This is a genomic window from Dyadobacter sediminis (assembly GCF_005860765.1).
Classification (GTDB): Bacteria; Bacteroidota; Bacteroidia; order Cytophagales; family Spirosomataceae; genus Dyadobacter; species Dyadobacter sediminis.
Window position 1 is genome coordinate 111624 of record NZ_VCEI01000029.1, and the last position, 18861, is coordinate 130484.

At 39.0% G+C, this 18861-nt stretch carries 11 protein-coding genes; 5 read left to right on the forward strand and 6 right to left on the reverse strand.

Annotation, left to right across the window (positions count from 1 at the left end; all coding sequences use genetic code 11):
• Positions 1-12: 12 nt before the first annotated feature.
• Positions 13-4296, reverse strand: coding sequence for an FG-GAP-like repeat-containing protein (locus FEM55_RS19930; protein ID WP_138283162.1), 4284 nt, complete (start codon positions 4294-4296; stop codon positions 13-15).
• Positions 4297-4635: 339 nt separating this feature from the next.
• Here FEM55_RS19930 and FEM55_RS19935 point away from each other — a divergent pair, with 339 nt between their 5' ends.
• Positions 4636-5781, forward strand: coding sequence for a phage tail-like protein (locus tag FEM55_RS19935; protein ID WP_138283163.1), 1146 nt, complete (start codon positions 4636-4638; stop codon positions 5779-5781).
• Positions 5782-5889: 108 nt separating this feature from the next.
• Here FEM55_RS19935 and FEM55_RS19940 read toward each other — a convergent pair whose 3' ends face one another.
• The 4 genes from FEM55_RS19940 to FEM55_RS19955 all read right to left on the reverse strand — a co-directional run bounded on the left by FEM55_RS19940 (position 5890) and on the right by FEM55_RS19955 (position 9354).
• Positions 5890-7335: a T9SS type A sorting domain-containing protein gene (locus tag FEM55_RS19940; protein WP_138283164.1), complete on the reverse strand. Its 1446-nt coding sequence runs from the start codon at positions 7333-7335 to the stop codon at positions 5890-5892.
• Positions 7336-7374: 39 nt separating this feature from the next.
• Positions 7375-8295 (reverse strand): T9SS type A sorting domain-containing protein, encoded by a 921-nt coding sequence (locus FEM55_RS19945; protein ID WP_138283165.1) that lies wholly within the window; start codon positions 8293-8295, stop codon positions 7375-7377.
• Between the two features lie 154 nt (positions 8296-8449).
• Positions 8450-8947: a hypothetical protein gene (locus FEM55_RS19950; RefSeq protein WP_138283166.1), complete on the reverse strand. Its 498-nt coding sequence runs from the start codon at positions 8945-8947 to the stop codon at positions 8450-8452.
• 17 nt (positions 8948-8964) lie between these two features.
• Complete coding sequence (locus FEM55_RS19955; protein WP_138283167.1) at positions 8965-9354, reverse strand: response regulator; 390 nt, start codon at positions 9352-9354, stop codon at positions 8965-8967.
• Between the two features lie 610 nt (positions 9355-9964).
• Between FEM55_RS19955 and FEM55_RS19960 the strand changes: the two genes are divergently transcribed.
• Positions 9965-10267: a hypothetical protein gene (locus tag FEM55_RS19960; protein WP_138283168.1), complete on the forward strand. Its 303-nt coding sequence runs from the start codon at positions 9965-9967 to the stop codon at positions 10265-10267.
• A 139-nt stretch (positions 10268-10406) separates the two neighbouring features.
• On the opposite strand, the gene FEM55_RS19965 is transcribed toward FEM55_RS19960, so the two are convergent.
• Positions 10407-11279, reverse strand: a complete 873-nt coding sequence (locus FEM55_RS19965; protein ID WP_138283169.1) for an AraC family transcriptional regulator — start codon at positions 11277-11279, stop codon at positions 10407-10409.
• 557 nt (positions 11280-11836) lie between these two features.
• On the opposite strand from FEM55_RS19965, the gene FEM55_RS19970 reads away from it, so the two are divergent.
• The 3 genes from FEM55_RS19970 (at position 11837) to FEM55_RS19980 (ending at position 18861) form a co-directional block, all read left to right on the forward strand.
• Complete coding sequence (locus FEM55_RS19970; protein ID WP_138283170.1) at positions 11837-14119, forward strand: alpha-amylase family protein; 2283 nt, start codon at positions 11837-11839, stop codon at positions 14117-14119.
• A gap of 38 nt (positions 14120-14157) precedes the next feature.
• A complete protein-coding gene (locus FEM55_RS19975) occupies positions 14158-15528 on the forward strand; it encodes a M14 family metallopeptidase (protein WP_138283171.1) in 1371 nt (456 codons plus the stop codon).
• A gap of 99 nt (positions 15529-15627) precedes the next feature.
• Positions 15628-18861: a SusC/RagA family TonB-linked outer membrane protein gene (locus tag FEM55_RS19980; RefSeq protein WP_138283172.1), complete on the forward strand. Its 3234-nt coding sequence runs from the start codon at positions 15628-15630 to the stop codon at positions 18859-18861.

Consider the following 18861-nt stretch of genomic DNA (forward strand, 5'->3'; position numbering starts at 1 on the left):
CTGTAATAAAGATTATCTTTTTACAATCAGCTTGTGCGTGCTTTTTCTCCCATTTCGGTCAGTAGTAATCAGTATATACAATCCCGGTTGCAGCTGTTTTACATCAATTTGCTTAACAGCTTCCCCGGACTGAAAAGCTGTTTTACCATTCTCAGAAATCAGCTGAACCTGCTGAACATCGTCTTCTCCATTATACTCGATATGTACTTTGTCTGAAACTGGATTCGGGTATAATGTGACAAGTATTTCAGCAGATTGCAGGTTAACGGTTTGAATACGGCCATATGTATACGTTCCATCCTGATCTATCATTTTCAAGCGGTAATAATATTTACCGGAAAGTACGGAACGATCCGTAAAAGAGTAGAAACTGATGGATTTCGTATTGACATTTGCCGGAACGCTGCCTGTTTGTGTCCAGTCATGTGCATTTTTACAACGTTCAATTTCAAAGCTTTTGCTGTTGACTTCGGAAGCAGTTGTCCAATGTAATTCCACTGATCTTTCAAGCGTATCTGCAGTAAAACTGATCAGCTCAACCGGCAAAGGCGTACTTGCATTGTAGCTACTTCCAGAGGTATAAGCCGATACGTATTTCCACGGGCCATATACCTGTCCTGTGAGTGCCAGCACAGGATCATATTTAACCCGAACCCTGATTTTGGTCGCATTGGAATTTTTATTTACTACATTTTTCAGCTCTGCTCCGGTTCGTCCAAGACTGATAAAAGCACCTTGCTTGTCAGTAAATTGTGTACTGTTGGTTATGGGAGATTCTGAAAAACCTTCTCCTTCTTTTCTGGTTTCCCAGACAAGTTTGCCTTTACCTCTGCCCAGAAAAGATTTAGCAAAAAGACCTACTCCAAAATCATGCTCCTGAATCTGGCTTTTATTGATGTTGGTAGCCAGATCAGAGTTGTATAAGCGAACATTATTTTTAAGGTTACTGCCTCCGTTATTTCCCGGATAAACAAATACTGCACCGGCATCAGCCTGATCGTTGGTGTTGTCATAGAACTTTGAACCTGTAATGACTTCACTGTATCCATCGCCGTTTACATCGCCGGTACCCGCAACAGAAAATATATTGGCATCGGCCTGATTACTTTCCAGTAAGGCTGAATAAGCAGTACTAACACCATCCGGAGAACCATGAAACACAAATGCAGCGCCTTCATTACTTTGTCCCTTATCGTACCAAAGTGACCCTATAATTACATCACTATATCCGTCGCCATTCACATCGCCGGCACCTGCTACGGAAGAACCCATTAAAGATCCGGCTTGTGAGTTTTCCAGCGTTGCTGCACTTGTACTGTTTATTCCGTCAGAAGAACCATGAAACACAAATGCAGCGCCTTGTCCGGCATTGTGATTAATTGCGCCCACAACTACATCGCTGAACCCATCGCCGTTTACATCACCCGCGCCCGATACGGAAGAACCCATTGCAGCCCCAACCTGATCGCTTGGCAATGAAACATTAAATTCAGGATTAATCCCTGCTTTTGAGCCATGGTAAACAAATGCAGCTCCCTCATTGTAATTTCTGGCCCCTACAATAACATCTCCAAATGCATCTCCGTTTACATCACCGGCCGGGGCTACTGAAAGATCGGTAAATGAATTGGGAAGGTCACTTTTCAAAACCGTAGTAAATGTTGTTTTGATGCCTGACGAAGAGCCATGATAAACAAACGCTGCACCCTCATTATCCGGACTATTGTCAAAACCCGGCGCGGCTGCAATGATGTCGCTGTAACCGTCGCCATTTACATCCCCGGCGCCCGCTACGGAACTTCCGAAAGAAGCATTCAGCTGATTGCCATACAGCATTGTTTTGGTGGCAGCATTAAGCCCGGACGGAGAGCCATACAATATGATAATTGCACCTTCATCTGCCAAAGTTTGATCATAAAGACGTGAGCCAACGACAACATCGCCATATCCGTCGCCGTTTACATCGCCTGCACCCGAAACTGAATTACCTAACAAAGCAAAAGCCTGATCGCCTTTTAAAGTAAATGCTGGCGTAGAACCAATTCCCGTTGCTGAGCCCTGATACACGAATATGGCACCGGCATTTACCAATCCTGCATTTTCGTATGACGGCGCTCCGACAATAATATCACTGTAACCATCACCATTTACATCACCTGCATTTGCAACCGAGGAGCCCACTTGGGCATTGGCCTGATCTCCTTCACGTTTCGCTGTTGCCTGCAAGCTTGTACTGGCTGCCGAGCCATGATAAATGAACGCGGCACCTTCATCATTGTTTCCATTATCGTAAAGATAGGCACCTACAATAATATCGCTTAATCCATCGCCATTTACATCGCCTGCGCTGGCTACTGATGTGCCTATTCCTGCATCAAGCTTGTTACCTTCAAGTATTGATATTGCAGTAGAATTAAGCCCTGAAGCAGATCCTTTAAAAATAAAGACCATACCTTCATCCTCCTGATTTATTTCTGATTCCTGGTAAGGCGCTCCAATAATAATATCTCCATAACCATCACCATTTACATCACCGGCACTTGTTCCGGAATATGCAGTTTTGGTAAATATTGGATTACTTGCATTGGCACCCGCTGCAGATCCGGCAATAACGATTACAATTCCGTTATTATTATTACTAAACTGGCTCGAAATAATGACATCACTGTAACCATCACCATTCACATCGCCTGCACTAGCAACTGAGGCCGCCAGTTGTTGAAGTGATACATTACTTTCAATTGTAGTTGTTACAATAATCTGAATACCTGTTTCTGAGCCATAATATATAATGGCTGCACCTTCGCCAATCTGCACATTAGTATAAGCTGGTATCCCAACAATTACATCACTATATCCATCGCCATTTACATCTCCTGCTCCCGCTACTGAATATCCCATTTGAGCTTCTGCCTGATCTTTTTGTAAAGTTTGATCCGCAATGATATCGACACCTGTGGCAGAGCCATGATATACAAACGCAACTCCTTCATCAACCTGATCAATATCATAGTAGAAAGCACCTACAACCACATCACTGAATCCATCGTCGTTTACATCTCCTGCACCGGCGACGGAGTTGCCAAGTCCTGCCTCAATCTGATTCCCTTCCAGCGTAGTTGCGGGAATGTTGCTAAGTCCGGTTGCTGAGCCGAGGTAAATAAATGCAGCCCCTTCTTCATGCTGAACAGGATCACTTTCATACCATGGAGCGCCGACAATCACATCGCTAAATCCGTCTCCATTTACATCGCCTGCGCTGGCAACAGAAATACCCATTAAAGATTCAGCCTGATTACAGGATAATGTAACAAATCCGGTTGTAACAGTTCCCGAAGAAGAACCATAATATACAAATGCCGCGCCTGCGTTCATAATCCCGTTGATGTCAAAATATGGTGCTCCCACAATCACATCACTGTATCCGTCACCGTTCACATCGCCTGCACTCGCTACGGAAGCTCCCATTCCTGCTTCATCCTGATTAACTTCCAGTGTTGCATTTGCATTACTTGGGTCACCATTTGCAATAATGGGATCAATGGTAACCGGGTAAACTGCATTTTGTACATCCACTGAAATCACAATGTCTTCATTGGCAACTGCCAGCGTAGCATCCAGCGCATTGCCTTTTGCATCCCAGCATTTAAGGTCATCATAGATTAAATGTTCTTTGTTGTCTCCTGCTATGCCCTTGCGGAAAAAATGCAGTTCATTAGCTCCGGTTTCTTTCACCTTCAAGCCTTCGGCAAACAACTTCACCTGTAATTTTCGGGTATTCTTTGGTGCCGCATCAATGATAAAGTTCTGACGCACACCTTCCCTGCTATTGATATATTCTTCAACAAAGCCTTTATGCCTGATTTGCAGTTTATTTTCAATACTTTCCGTCATTGCATCAGATTGGGGCCGAAGGAACTTTCTTCCATCTGCGTAAATACCTTTATTCGTTAGTTTAAGCCTGAAATTATGCCCTGTGGAATCAATGCGGTTCTGAATGGCCAGTTCGCCGGACTTGTAATATGCCCTTAGATTTTGCCTCCGGTTTGGACTCTGAAGCAATCCGTTAGCAACATCTCTGGAAATGTAATATTCCCTATTTGCAAGTTCCTCCTGAATCTTCCCGTTTGTACCTTTCGGCATTTGCAGTGTCTTTGTTAGAGATCTGTTCTTCAAATTGGTTTCAGGTGCCGGATCAACAGGCCTGACAAGTAAATAATCCTTGCCTGCATAAATCGCGGCCAATGCAGTCATGGCAAATATCAGAACGAAAACAGGTTTGTAAGTGTGCTTCATATTTATTGGTTCTAAAATGATGGAATATAAACTGGGCCAGTGCGCTGCCGGTGTAAGTATATACAGTGCTTTTATATTTCCATGTATGAAGTTACCCAGTGGCAGGTATTAAGGAATATTCGGTTGATGCAGGTATAGCATCAGTAAATTATAATTTGAAAAGTCAGTTGCTGTGCAGCTGCATACCAGTCATTATAATTACACGGTGCAGGATTCATTTAGCACTGTCAAGCCTTTTACTCAACCGTTTACACCTCCGGCTAATTCTTTTCCAAATTGACAGCCAATAAAATCATCTTTGGTGATTCAAAAACGAACAAAATTTAACGCTCTTTTACTATGAGAAAACTTGTATTGCTTGCAGCGACTTTTGCCTGCAGCCATTGGCTACATGCCCAAAATGTAGGAATCAACACCATTACGCCTCATCCGAGTGCGTTGCTGGATATTCGGAAAATTGAGGGTCCACAGTTTAAAGGTGTTCTATTTCCTGAAGTAGATTTAACTAAAACTTCTCCGGTTGATCAGCTTAATTCTAAGCCAGCTCATAATCTTATAATATTTAACACCGGACAAACTCCTGTAGGATCCGCAGGAATAGGATATGATAGGGGACTCTATTACAATAATGGCAATGAGCAAAATCCATCCTGGATTGAAGTAGGTAAGGAAATTCCTCATGATGGATACTATAATCAAGATTATATTTTCAAAATAACAAATACAAAAAACGGAAACTTTAATTCTTCAATTTGGGGTGTTTCAGAAACTGATGGAATTGGTGTACGGGGTGAAAGTGACAAAGGAAGTGCGGTGTACGGCGAAAGCAAAGACGGAAACGGAGTTTATGCCGTAAGCGAAACCGGAAATGCATTGAACGTAAAAGGGAAAATAAGGCTGCAGAACAACGGAGAAGGAGCCGGAAAAGTACTTACTTCGGATGCGAGCGGCAATGCCTCATGGCAAGCTTCAGGAAGTTTACCAAATGTTGCTTTTTCTGTTAAAGGTATAGTCAATAATGATAGTGAAATAATGAGTGGCACTGCAAAAATTGTACATTTTGCTGCCGAAAAGTATGATTTAAATAATAACTTCAATTGTGCGTGTTTACAGCCACAGGTACAGCCTATAAGTAATTTTGTAGTACCTTATCATGGCATTTACCACTTTGATGCTTCTGTTATTGTTAATGAAAACGTCGGAGAAGGTGTGCCTCACTTTGTCGGTCAGGAAATGTATTTACGGGTACAAAGAGGAAATATTACATTTAAAGAAGCTGGTTATTATATTAGTATATGGGAAGATGGAGGCTCGGCAGAAGGCTCAGCCACATTGGTACTAAGTAAAGACGTTGAATTGTGGCCAGGTGATCTTGTTTCTATATTTTGTTCAGTTAAACCAACTGGATCACTGCCTACTTCAAGTCTCAAAACAAGTGAAGAAGATGCCTACTTTAATGGAAGATTAGTTATAAAACTAAACTAATATATAAATTCAATAATATTAAAGCCCGACTGTCTTTGTGAGCAACCGGGCTTTTTGTTTAAGATACTTTATTTGCTACTGCCTCAATTTACTTTCTTAAGGCAGCATTCACTTTTTCATTACTTTTTTCGTCACAACAATTCCATCTGTTCGGGTGGTTTTAATCAGGTAAATGCCGGAAGGCAGGTTTTGTAAATTAAACTCCTTTTTCCGCAGGTTGTCGTTAATGGATTGCATCGGTACAAACTGGGATTTACCGGAAGCGTTATAAATATCCACGCGCTTTATTTTTGTCCAGTCATCAGTTTCAATAACCATTTTTCCAGTAACCGGATTAGGATAAACGTTTAGTTCTTCATCACTATCAAAATGCAGATTCCTTATTTTACTGAATGTAAAAGTGCCATCGGTGTCAACCATTTTCAGCCTGTACAAATTTTCACCGGCAGCAGGGCCAAAATGCAGAAATGCATAGGACTTTAACGTTTTACTTTCGCCGTTTGCCTCCACTTGTCCAAGCAGATGCCATTCCTTGCTGTTTGTCCTATGCTGCACTTCAAAATAATCGCTGTTGATTTCCTCGGCAGTACTCCATAGCAGTTCAGCGTAATTCTCATTTTTTCTTGCTGTAAAGCCTACAAGCGTAACCGGATATGCACTGTTGCCGTCACCTGCTGTCATTCTGTAAAGATCAAGATTTGCAAAATTGTTGGAAACATAATGCAAGCCCGCATCAACCGTACTGCCGGATGTAATTACATATTTTTCAGCAGCTTTATGAATGATCTGTAAAATTGCTTCCGTGTTTCCGTTCAGCTCCGATGTGTTGTAAATAATTCCTGCCTTTCCACTAAAAGCGACTGTTTCATTGAATGTATAAACCCTGTTAATGCTATTTGTCGGTGAGCCCGGCACTGCTTTGGACGTTCTTGTCAAGGTTTTATTATCCAGTAGCAAATCTGTACCTGGAATAATGATCAGTCCGTCAAGAGAAACAGGAGTTGTCTTTGCAATAAAAAAATGGCCTGCAGTAAATGGCCCGTCCGGGTTATTATCGGGAAACGGGTTTTCAGGATTGCCATTGCCGGGATTTCCGTTGTCCGGATCAATGTCACCTGCAGCTGTTATTTTTTGCAAATTCCGGTTCTGGAAACTGTTGAAAACAAGATGTGCACCTGCTTCCACCGTATTTCCGGAAGTAATTACATAACCTTCGGCAAGGTTCCAGTAAACCATCTTAAGCGTGGCCTCAACATTACTGTTCAATTCCGAAGGAAGATAGATTATTCCTGCTTTTCCGGTAAAATTAATTTCTTCATTGAATGCATAAACCCGCTTGATACTGCTGAATGATGATCCGGTTACGGCTTGCTGCTCACGGGTCAGAATTTTATTATTTAATTGCAAGTCATTATCCGGAACAAGAACAAGTCCGTCAACAGAGACCACAGTTTTGCCTGAAATGAACAGACTGCCGGAATTGAATTGCGCCTGTACGCTTGAATGAAAAAGCAATGGCAATAAGACAGATGCCAGAAAGGAGACTTTTTTCATACCATGTTTAAATATTAAAAGGTTATTGGATTGCTTTGGTCATTCCGTATTGATCAGTACTTTTTGCGAATGTTGCGATCCGTCCTTACTGGTAATCATTACTACATACATTCCACTTGCAAAACTTCCGACATGAATCTCATTCTGAACTGGTTCAGCTTTATAAACTGATTTTCCATAAATGGTAAAAAGCTGAATACTTTCCATGTTGTCCCAATCCGGAGCGACAATAACAAGCTTGTCCCTAACCGGATTGGGAAACAAAGAAATAGTTAAAGAAGCGCTTACCTTATTCCTTACAGTATGATGCATACTGTCAAAAATATCTTTGGGTCTGACTTGTTTTTGACCAGACTGCGCCACCATTTTCTTTCCGGCAACTTCCAAAGTATCTGCGCTATCTGGTACATGCGGGCTAATGAAAGTATCCGTCTTACAATGCGGAGATCGCAGCATAACATCCAGACAAATTCTTTTTTGATTGTTCATGTACTTTACTGCAAGATCTTCACGATCGTCTGACAGCTTGTTGCCTTCATTTTTTATAACTTCTCTTCTTTTATTACCATAGATCTTTTCATTATCAATACAAAATTTCTTGGTTGTCCGGTACAATTTAACATTTTGATCATCAAGATCTGGCCTATTCTGAACAACCCGTTTTTCAGGTTTGTAATAAGTTCGAGTATTTTGTTCAGGGCTCGGGCTTGAAAATGGCTTATCCTTAATAGTGGTCCTGTATTCACTTCCAATCACATGATGTACTGCAACATTTTCCACTGCAAATGAATCTTTACTGTACCCGTTACTTACCGAATCGAAATCGTTAAAATTGGGATTTTTGTCAAAAAGCAGACATTCAGCAGCGATCAGCAATGCACCCATGAAAATGACAGGGAAAATACAAAATCGGAATATTGCCTTCATCTGATGATTTGGAGTGATGGTAACGATAAACATTTACGTATGCCTTAACAATGAGCATAGTAAATATTATAATCACTCTTGTACTTTCAGGAAAGCAATGATTTAAAGTAAACCATCAATTACCGAAAGGCAATCACTACCTAAATTACAGCATGCAGAAACCTTTTCAATCCTGAAATCAGGTTGTTTAGTAGGGAAATGAATTCATAAAACGATTCAGCACTAATTTATTCCCGTTTGTACTGTCGGCAGAAAAACAATACAATCCACGATTCCAGGCAAAGAAAGCAATTTTAGGACCAACCAAATGAATATAAGCAGGATCCGTTTCCAGATTAATCACAGACGTGGCATTGGCAATATGCATGTCAACTTCATCCATAATTACCTTCATTACTTCTTTTACATCATCTGAATGATCCTGACGGCTAAACAGCATAAATATTTCGCCATCTTCACTTTTGTACAAAGCCTCACCATCCTGTCCGGGCTCCGGAGCCTGATATTCTATACGAATAAATTCACCAACCTTTTCAGGAATCAATGCACTGAATTCAGATATTTCCGGAGCGGCCCGCTGGTCAACATGATAAGGAATTTGCTTTGACTTAACCTGACATACCGCATTATCAGAAAAAAGAATGAGACTAACAGACAGTGCTGAGCCTAAATAATTCAATTTCATACTCAAAAACGGTTAGGTTACACGGATAATATTGACATTAATGTTTCCATTTCCAAAGGCTTGGCAAAAAGACCCATAATAAGCGGATTCGTCCTAGCTTGTTCAATATGCTGCGGGTCCATGCTCGATGTTACCATAAAAATTTTGATCTTTTTCCGGATTGTATCGGGCAATGCTTCAAAACCTTTTATAAATTCAAACCCGTCCATATCAGGCATTTGCAGATCCAGCAGTATAATCGTTTCTACAAGTTGCTCTCCATGTTTTTTGATGTATTTCAATGCATTTCTGGGAACATTAAAAGCTTTTACGGATTTTGCCATTCCGGTCCTTTCAATAAGTACTTCATAAGTCATTAATACGAAAGAACTATCGTCTATCAATAAAAAATCCAGCTTCCGATTCATATAATTTGTGTCAAAATTTGATAGCATGTGTACCAATTATTTAAATAAAAAGACATTAATAACATAAGCGATTTTGTGGTATGGTTGTTTGCTCAATCGAAATAGTAAACTTTCCTAAACAAGCAACTTATACCCATTGCCATACAACCCTCTTACTTCATTGAAAACTTTCCTATACCACAGAATAAACTTATTTTGACTATGGATCAAATTGCTGTACATTAAAACACCTGCTTACACAACCATACGGGAACAACATACACGAGGAAGAAAATTGTAGCATCATTTGTACAAGTTTTAAGATTTCATTAATAGTTTATTGAGCACAAAGGAAAGATTAAGTTTTAAAATTAAGAAAGTACAATTACCCCACGACATGCCTCAGCTACCAATCGGAAAATAGAGACTTAATCATATGTAAATACTTCTAAGTATACCCTTACCTAACCGAAGAATAACTCAAATATGCCGATTGATAACTAATGGTATATTTTCTTTTATGTTTACATTGATATAGTATAGATTTATACACTTTGTTGCTTTTAAAAACAATATTATCTTACGTTGTCAAGCATTGAAGTATAGAACTTACTACATCAATTCTATTTCTATGTTTTGGTTTAAAGCAGGAGTTATTATTAACAGTATTGGAATTTTCCTAGTAATTGCCAATGCTGTTTATGATACACTTACATTAAATGAAAAGTACAATAATCATAATGGAGTATTAAACTTTATTGGCCTGGTGCTCATAATTGTTATTACAACCGCTTTCAGTTTAAAATTAACGGGTAAACTTTTAACTGCAAACATTATTTTATGGATTCCAGCTGCTCCTTTACTGCTGTTCCTAACATTCACGACACTTTATATGATGGTGATTGCTTTTTCAAAAAATAAAAATTGGCATTAACAATTTCTGAGTTAAACAAATAAAGACAGGCATTTGCCTGTCTTTATTTGTTTAACGTTTTTAACTTTGTATTAAATAAGATAGGTTATCTAATTATGTTTTTTATTAAGCCAGATAGCTGCTTTAAATGAACACTTAATCATTTGCATGAATTAACAAATCGATCTCTATAATATTTTGGCTTTACACCCGTAATTCTTTTAAAATGCCTGTAAAAATTTGAAATATTTTCAAATCCGCTCATATAACTGATCTGGGATACACTATGATTATTTTGCATCAGTAACTTACAGGCATGACTTACCCGAACTTCCGTAACGCAATCTGAAAATGTTTTAAGCGTATGATGCCTGAAATATCTTGAAAAAGAAGCCGGACTCATACTCAATAAAGATGCAACTTGCTCCACATAGATTTCCTGTGTATAGTTATTCTGAATAAATTCAAAAATCTTTGTTATTCTCTCAGTATCATAACTTTTACGAACAGAAACACTATTGGAAAGTAAAGGTTTCAATTCTTTACTCTCGGATAATTCAACAAGAATGGATAACAGACTTAATATTCGCCTTGTACCATTTTCTTCATTAAGCTGTTTAAGCTGTCTTGTGATACTTCTCTTTGTTTTACCATAAATTTCAAGCGCCAGTGACGAATTATCAAGAAGCCTTCTGACCGAATTCATTTCGGGAATATCAAAGAAACCGGAGCCAAGAAAGTCTTCCTTAAAATGAATAAAAACGGATTTTGCTTCCATCTCACCATTTTTCAAGTAATACTCATCACTGTTCCTGAACAAATGCGGAATGTTTGATCCGATCAATGAAAGATCCCCTTCATTAAAGTCACTAACATGGTCACCAATGTACTTTATTCCACTTCCTTTTTCGATCATAACAAGTTCATATTCCTTATGAAAATGCCATGGTTTATCAAAGTAGTGGCACTGCCATGTTTCGTAAAGAAACGATGTTTTTCCAGGAGGTATTAAACTGTGTAATTGCGGTTTCATAATCATATAAATCTCGGAACATTAACTTGAATAAGTCATTTACGTATTGTAAGCTAGTGAGACCTTACAGATTTTCTTTAGATTACCTTGCTGTCGGCCAGTTTGAATTATTTTACGGCTAATACTCTGCTTATTAAGCCCATACGAACTTCAATTTTTAGAATATTATATAACCTTACATTCAGGCACTGAATAGTGCCTTATTTGAAATTTGATTAATTAGTTATAATCTTTTAGCACTAACTAACGAGAAGTAAAAAATACTTCAATCTAACAAGTAACGTCTTTGTTAAAAAAGTATAAACAAGTAATCAAATAGCATAACTACAGCGCATTGCAAATGTATAATTTTGACATATTCAAATTGGTTTCATCATACCCACCCAAAGTACCTATTCATAAACTTTTGCAAGTCTGAACTACAATCGCATATAGAGTATAGATATTTGGAAAACGATATTCTATAAGTAAGTTTTTTAAAGCTTGTAAAAAGCCGGACTTTTAACATAACAAACCTGGTATTTGAAGATGTAGGTATTCTAAATTGAAAAAGTTATATGAAGGCACTCTTGTTTACAGCTTGTTTATTATGGTTCAATATAGCTGGTTATTGCCAGGATGAATTTTATATCAATGCTGATAAAAACAAGATAACCATTCGTGCAGGCATTGTTCAAAAAGTATTATCGATTGATCAATTTTCGGTTAATACGGAAAATATAAGTCTTAACAACCAGATTATTTCTGATCCGGAATCCAATGAACTTTCTATGTCTATTTATTATGCCAGTTCAAATAAAGCACCTGAAGGAATAATAGACACGGTGAATAATAATATAAGTCAGACTGCGCAAAAGGAAAATGCAACGGATATTCTGGAAGTTTCCAAAAGCAATGCAGAAGTTATACAAAATGCTTCCTGGATTAAAATAGCTGATTTACAAGCAAATAAATGGACCAATGCTTTTGATCATGTTAATTGTGCCGTGAGTGAGCCTGACAACACTATCAAAAGGCTTAACTTACGTGTAAGGGCAATTGAAAAAGAGCAACTGGCCAATGTTTCCATTAACATCTTCTATGAAATTTATCAAGGCCATTCTGCAATCCGGAAATGGGTTGAAATTTGCAACAATAGTCCTAAATGGTTAAAAGTTGACAATCTGAATCTTGACAATTTTATTATCTCGGAAAAATACAGAAACATCACTGAACTTACCCCTTCCGAACGCGGAGCAACTTCCAGTATTATCAGTTTTGGAAATAGCGATCATTCAGCGGGTGTAATAATAGGAAGCGAAGTGCCGTCAGCATTAAGATTTATTAATAATGACGGTAAGACGGGCTACGCTCCGGAACACTTTGAATGGGTGATTGGTCCTGCTGAGAAATTTGTATCAGAACCCGTATTTTTATATGCTTACAGCGGCGATAATGTTAAAACTGTCTCTGCAATATCAACCAGCTTGGACCGAACAGTTGAAGGGACCTACAAAAAGTTTCTTTATACAATTGTTGGTCTGAAAAAAACCACCCTGAAAGCCTTTGTACCACAATGGTGTACCTGGTCGAATTTCGGTGCATTTATTTCACATGACAATATTTGCCAAATGGCGGATATAGCTTCAGAAGCTGGTTTCAAATGTTTATTGCTTGATGCAGGCTGGGCGCAAAGTGAAAGTCCAGGCGCATGGGCTACGTCAAGTACAATCCCTGACAAAAATAAATTTCCGGATTTCTCACAAACAGCATCCTACATTAAAGAAAAGGGTATGAAGCTGGGATTATGGGTATCCTGTTATCGCAATCCCAGATTAGCTGCTGACTTCAAGAGCATTCAAAATGGATTTAGTATTCCTTTAATAAAACGGGACGGCGGTCTGGCAATGAGTTTCGCAAGTCAATGGCGCCATTACTACGCAAATGATATATCTTTTTTACATGACAAATATGGTGCAAGTTATTTCAAGCAGGATCTAACCAATATCAAATTTGGAGATATTGCCAAAGGACATGAAAGCAGGACACAGAAAGAATCACTTTTACGCGGGTTACGATCTCTGCTTGCAACAATGGATGAAATCAGCCATACATCTCCGGCCGTCCTGATGGACATAACGCATGAAATTTACTGGGGAACTCCGGGGGTACCCTGCGATCTGGCAGCACTTAAACATGTTTATGCCTATCATATTCCACCGAATGATTATTCCGGAGCAGGTAATCCTGGCCAACGTTACAGTCTTAACTGGAATTATCAACCTGATAGTATGAAAGCCAAGTTGATCGAAGGCTGTTTTAATGCAAGAAAAGAGCTGTATAAACATCGTGGACTTCCTTTACAATCTATTGAATACTACGGAGCAGCTACACTGAACTATAAAGGCAGCCTTACTCCAGATGTTCAAAAACGACAGGTTTGCAGTTGGCTGATGGGGGTACCTGCTGTATTTTCCGGTGACTTAGCTTCCCTGACAGAAGAAAATATAAGAGTATACCGCACCTGTTTTGATTTGCTGGAGAATCTGAATAACAAATACAGCATTTATCAAAATTTTCAGTTTAGCGGTGTTCCGGCACCTACGGATACCGATTGGCACTGGTGGGGCAAATTAAATGAAAAGGGAGAAGGTGCAGTAGTGGTTCTGAGAGGCAGCAAAGGAGAAAATTCCAGAAAAATAAACATTCCCTGGGTTTTACCGGACAAAACATACAAGCTCAGGCTCTGCTTTGATAAAACAAATAAAGGATCATATAAAGGAAAAGATCTGATTAATGGAGCATTGTCATTAGCACTTTCTACTTATAGCCAGGAAATTATTGAAATATCAGAAAATTGAAATTTGTCATTTTCCATTGATATAAACTTACTTAATTGATGAAAAAAGAAGTTTCAATTGCAAAAAATTTATCAAAGCAGATTTTGGATCGTCGTAAGTTTATTGGACTTGCAAGCTTTTCTATGTCTGAAATACTTTCTCCCTTTTACAAAACCAAGTTACATGGTAAAAAAACAATTATTTTAACAGAAGAATACAGGACTTTGCGTGATGGACATGTCTTTTGTAAAAATAATCAGGTGTTTGTCAGTGTTTTTAAGGCAATGCGATTTTCAAAGCCTATCCATGATGATTTATATAAAGAAATCAGAATCTATCGTACAGAATGCCCGGACTTTACATTTGGAACCGATTACGAAGAGTATTTTCATGCATTGGACTATAAACAAGCAACCCTTATTTTTCATGGCTCCATTAAACCTGCTCTTCAAAGCAAATTTTCTTTTACAGATGATCATGTAAGAACAGGAGTGGTATACTGTTACTGGATTGCATCATCGGATGGTGAGCCAGAAGGTCCTCTTCCGGTTAAAGTCAGAGATCCGGATGTTTGGTGGACTTTTGAGAAAGTTAAAGCTAAAATCGAACTCCTTAAAAATGCATATCCTAAATATATACAAGTCCAACAGATTGGATTTACAGCAAATCGTAAGTCAATAACCGGTATAAAAGTTGGCCAGGGTAAAAAGTGCATTGCATTGGTTGGTGCTGTACACGCCGGAGAAGCAGGACCTGAACTAATCATGTTTGTATTGGAGAATTTGCTTGATAAGCACCAGGATTTACTCAAGAAAGTCTCGGTCATTGCAATACCTTCAGCAAATCCTGATATGCGTGACAAATTAGCACTTGGAAATCCCTGGTATATAAGAAGAAATGCCAATCTTGTTGATATTAACAGAAATTTTCCGACTGACTGGGAAAAGACTGAACAGAACTATGGATATTCTACTGATGATTCTCAGGGATATACCTATCGTGGGCAATATGCGGCCAGTGAAAGTGAAACTGTTGCAATAATTGATTACATACAACAGGAAAAACCGGCAGCTTTATTTTCATTTCACTTTCTGGCAAGTATTGCTGGGGGCACTTTACTGACTTCAAAGGATGCTGTTAATGATAAGGAGTATGTTGATCTGTGTTATAAAATTGCCTGCCCTTACTGGAAAGGAATGAATTTGAATGAACCCACAAAAGAAGAGATTGTCTTTTACTGTACGGCCGGGAGTTTGCCGACCTGGGGTTACAAGTCATTAAGAATACCAACTTTCGATGTTGAAGATCCATTTGATTCAGCAGATTGGGCTCAATGTGCAAAAGATCAGACGGACCCTGTTTTGCTTCATAAATATCAGCAACTACAATTTCAGGGGTTTACTTCTTTGCTGCAAAGTATAAGTTCCTAATGATTGAAATTACAGATTAATTGCTACGTATATAGACATTAGTTAAAATCTGTACTAAAATAATTGTTTGCCATACTTTTTCAATTTAACCCATAAACTATGCGACACTCTGTATTACTTTCTATTTATGAACGAAGGAGTACCTGTTTACTCTTATGGCTATTCGTATACAGCACACTGGCTTTTTCTCAGAGTGTTACAGTCAGCGGTACAGTATCAGACTCTAACGAGAACATACTTTTACCAGGTGTTTCAATCAGAGTCAAGAACTCATCTGCTGGCTCAATTACAGATGTTAATGGGGCCTTTACTATTACAGCCCCAAGAGGAGAAACATTGATATTCTCTTTTATAGGATATGAAGCGCAGGAAGCAGTTGCCAATGATAATGTCGAGATGCAAATCAAGCTTAATCCACAAAGTAAAAACCTTAATGAAGTAGTTGTGGTTGGTTATGGTACCCAAAAGAAAGTATCGCTGACCGGAGCAGTTTCATCGATCAGTTCAAGAGATGTGAAAAATCAGATTACCAAGAACGTTCTGGAAGGAATAGCCGGACAAATTGCCGGAGTTCAGGTTACTGCATCAACCGGAAGGCCAGGAGCAGCGCCAGTAATCCGTGTTCGAGGCTCAGGTTCTATCAGTGCAGGAAATGAGCCCTTGTATGTTGTTGACGGATTGCCGTTAGGATCAGGGAGTGACATTAACACGATTAATCCCAATGATATAGAAACAATGGATGTACTCAAAGATGCATCTTCACAGGCTATTTATGGCTCGCGCGGATCGAACGGAGTTGTGCTGATTACAACAAAAAAAGGTAAAGCCGGCCAATCAAAAGTTGAGTTTAACTACTATACCGGTTTTCAAAATGTTCCCAAATTAATAGATGTGCTTGACCGTAATCAGGAAATACAATATTGGAAGGAAACCAGTTCAGCATTGTGGGCAGAAATGGGTGGAGATCCAAATGTTCCTAACGGCTCCAGAGTAGCTCCGGATGGCTCCAAAAAATTCATTAATTATCTTCCTGAATATGACAATCCATCCAGCCTGCCTAATACAAACTGGCAAAAAGAAATATTCAGAACAGCCCCAACCTCCAACTATCAATTATCGGTTCGTGGAGGAACTGACAAACTGCAATACTTTGTTTCAGGAAATTACTTTATGGGTGATGGCGTTTTAAAGGCTACGGACTGGAAGAGGTATACAGTGAGAATTAACCTGGATGCAACGGTTAATAAATATTTCCGCATTGGTGCAAATCTTTCGCCTTCCTATGTAGTTGAAAACAGAAGGTGGAGTGATGGATATGTTGATAGTCCAGATGGAGATGCTTCCGCTACTATGACAGCCATGGTACTTCCATCCAGTATTGCTCCAAAAACACCGGATGGACTTTATGACGGAACCGGCGGAGGAATTAACATACCTTATACTTCCATTGGTTGGGCTGGTGCCAATAATCCTTTACAACCGCTTGAAGACCCCAACTACAAATTCGTTGAAGAAAAAGCCCGGATAACTGGAATAACTTATGCAGAGCTGGAACCAGTCAGAGGATTAGTATTTCGTACTGATTTTGGACTGGACAGAATTGATGGTGTCATAAACAAATACCGCCCATCAACAGTATCAAATTATCCCAATCAGGTAAAAACGCGCTATCAGCCTTTGGCAAAAGCCATTACAATCAGATCATCCCAGCAGAATCTTCAGGACCTTACTTTTTCATGGAACAATACACTGACATGGCAAAAAATATTTGCGGAAGCTCATGAACTGAATATTCTGGCAGGGTACTCCTATCAAAAAGGTATTAACGAAACTGCAAGTCTTACCGGAGCAGCGGGAACTTACCAGAATGATGCCGTTCAATATGTTACCGGTGCTGCTACAATTAACGGGAATGCAGCTAAATCAGAATGGAACTTACTAAGCTATCTCAGCAGAATAAACTATTCGTATAAGGATAAATACCTGTTATCCGCCAGTGTAAGAAGAGATGGATCAAGCCGTTTTGGAAAAAACAACAGGTTTGCCATTTTTCCGGCAGCATCTATTGGATGGCGGGTAACAGAAGAACCATTCATGAAATCAATAACTAACCTGAATGAATTGAAGGTAAGGATTGGATATGGGAAAACAGGTAATTTTAATATTGGGAATTACTCATCCATTCCGCAGCTAACATCTGATAATTATAATTTCGGTGGCGGGTTGGCAGTTGGTTATGCTCCTCAAAGCCTTGCCAATGAGAATCTAAGCTGGGAAACCAATACTTCAATAGATGCTGGTTTTGACATGGGACTTTTCAAGAACCGACTAAATATTAGCTTGGATATTTATAAGAGAATAACAGACAATCTATTGTATAACCTGCCAATCCCCTCTCTTTCTGGATTTACAAGTGTATTTGCCAATATCGGGAAAATTGAGAATAAAGGCTTTGAGCTTTCTTTAAATACAATCAATTTCAGCGGGAAAAATTTTCAGTGGTCAAGTAGTTTTAACTTTTCCAGAAATAGGAACATTGTTTTACGGCTTGGCAAAGATAATTTACCTATCACCTCATTTTCTTCAGGAAATTACTCCATGCAACGAATGGAAGTAGGCAAACCACTTTCTTATTTTTATGGTTACAAGCTTGGAGGAATCTTTAAAGATCAGCAGGATGTAGACGCACATCCGGAGATGCGTCGCAAAAGCGCAACAGGCGAATTACTAGGTGAGCCAGGAGACAGCAAAATCGTTGATATTAACGGTGACGGCATAATTACACCTGATGACAGAACTGAAATTGGTGACCCCAATCCGGATTTTACTTATGGATTTACAAACCGGTTTACTTATAAAGCATTTGATCTTGACATTCAAATTCAGGGTGTTCAGGGAAATGATGTTCAGTTTATAACTGCCAGATACATTGGCTCAAATACGCTGGTATGGAATCAATTGACTGAAAGCGTATTGAATCGCTGGAAGTCACCATCTGAGCCTGGTAATGGAATATATGCAAGAGCAGAGGGGCCAATTGCTGCCGTAGGAAATGCTGAGACGCAATCAGACCGGTTTCTTCGCAACGGATCATACCTTCGCATACGAAATGTTACATTGGGCTACAACCTGCCTTCTTTACTAACAAAAAAGCTACATATCAGTTCTTTAAGAATATATGCAAGTGCACAAAATCTTCATACTTTCAGTAAGTATATCGGATATAATCCTGATGTAAGCGTTAATGGAGAAAGTGTTACATTGCCTGGAAACGATTTTGCTACATATCCATTAGCACGCACATTTACTTTCGGAGTTAATCTTGGATTATAA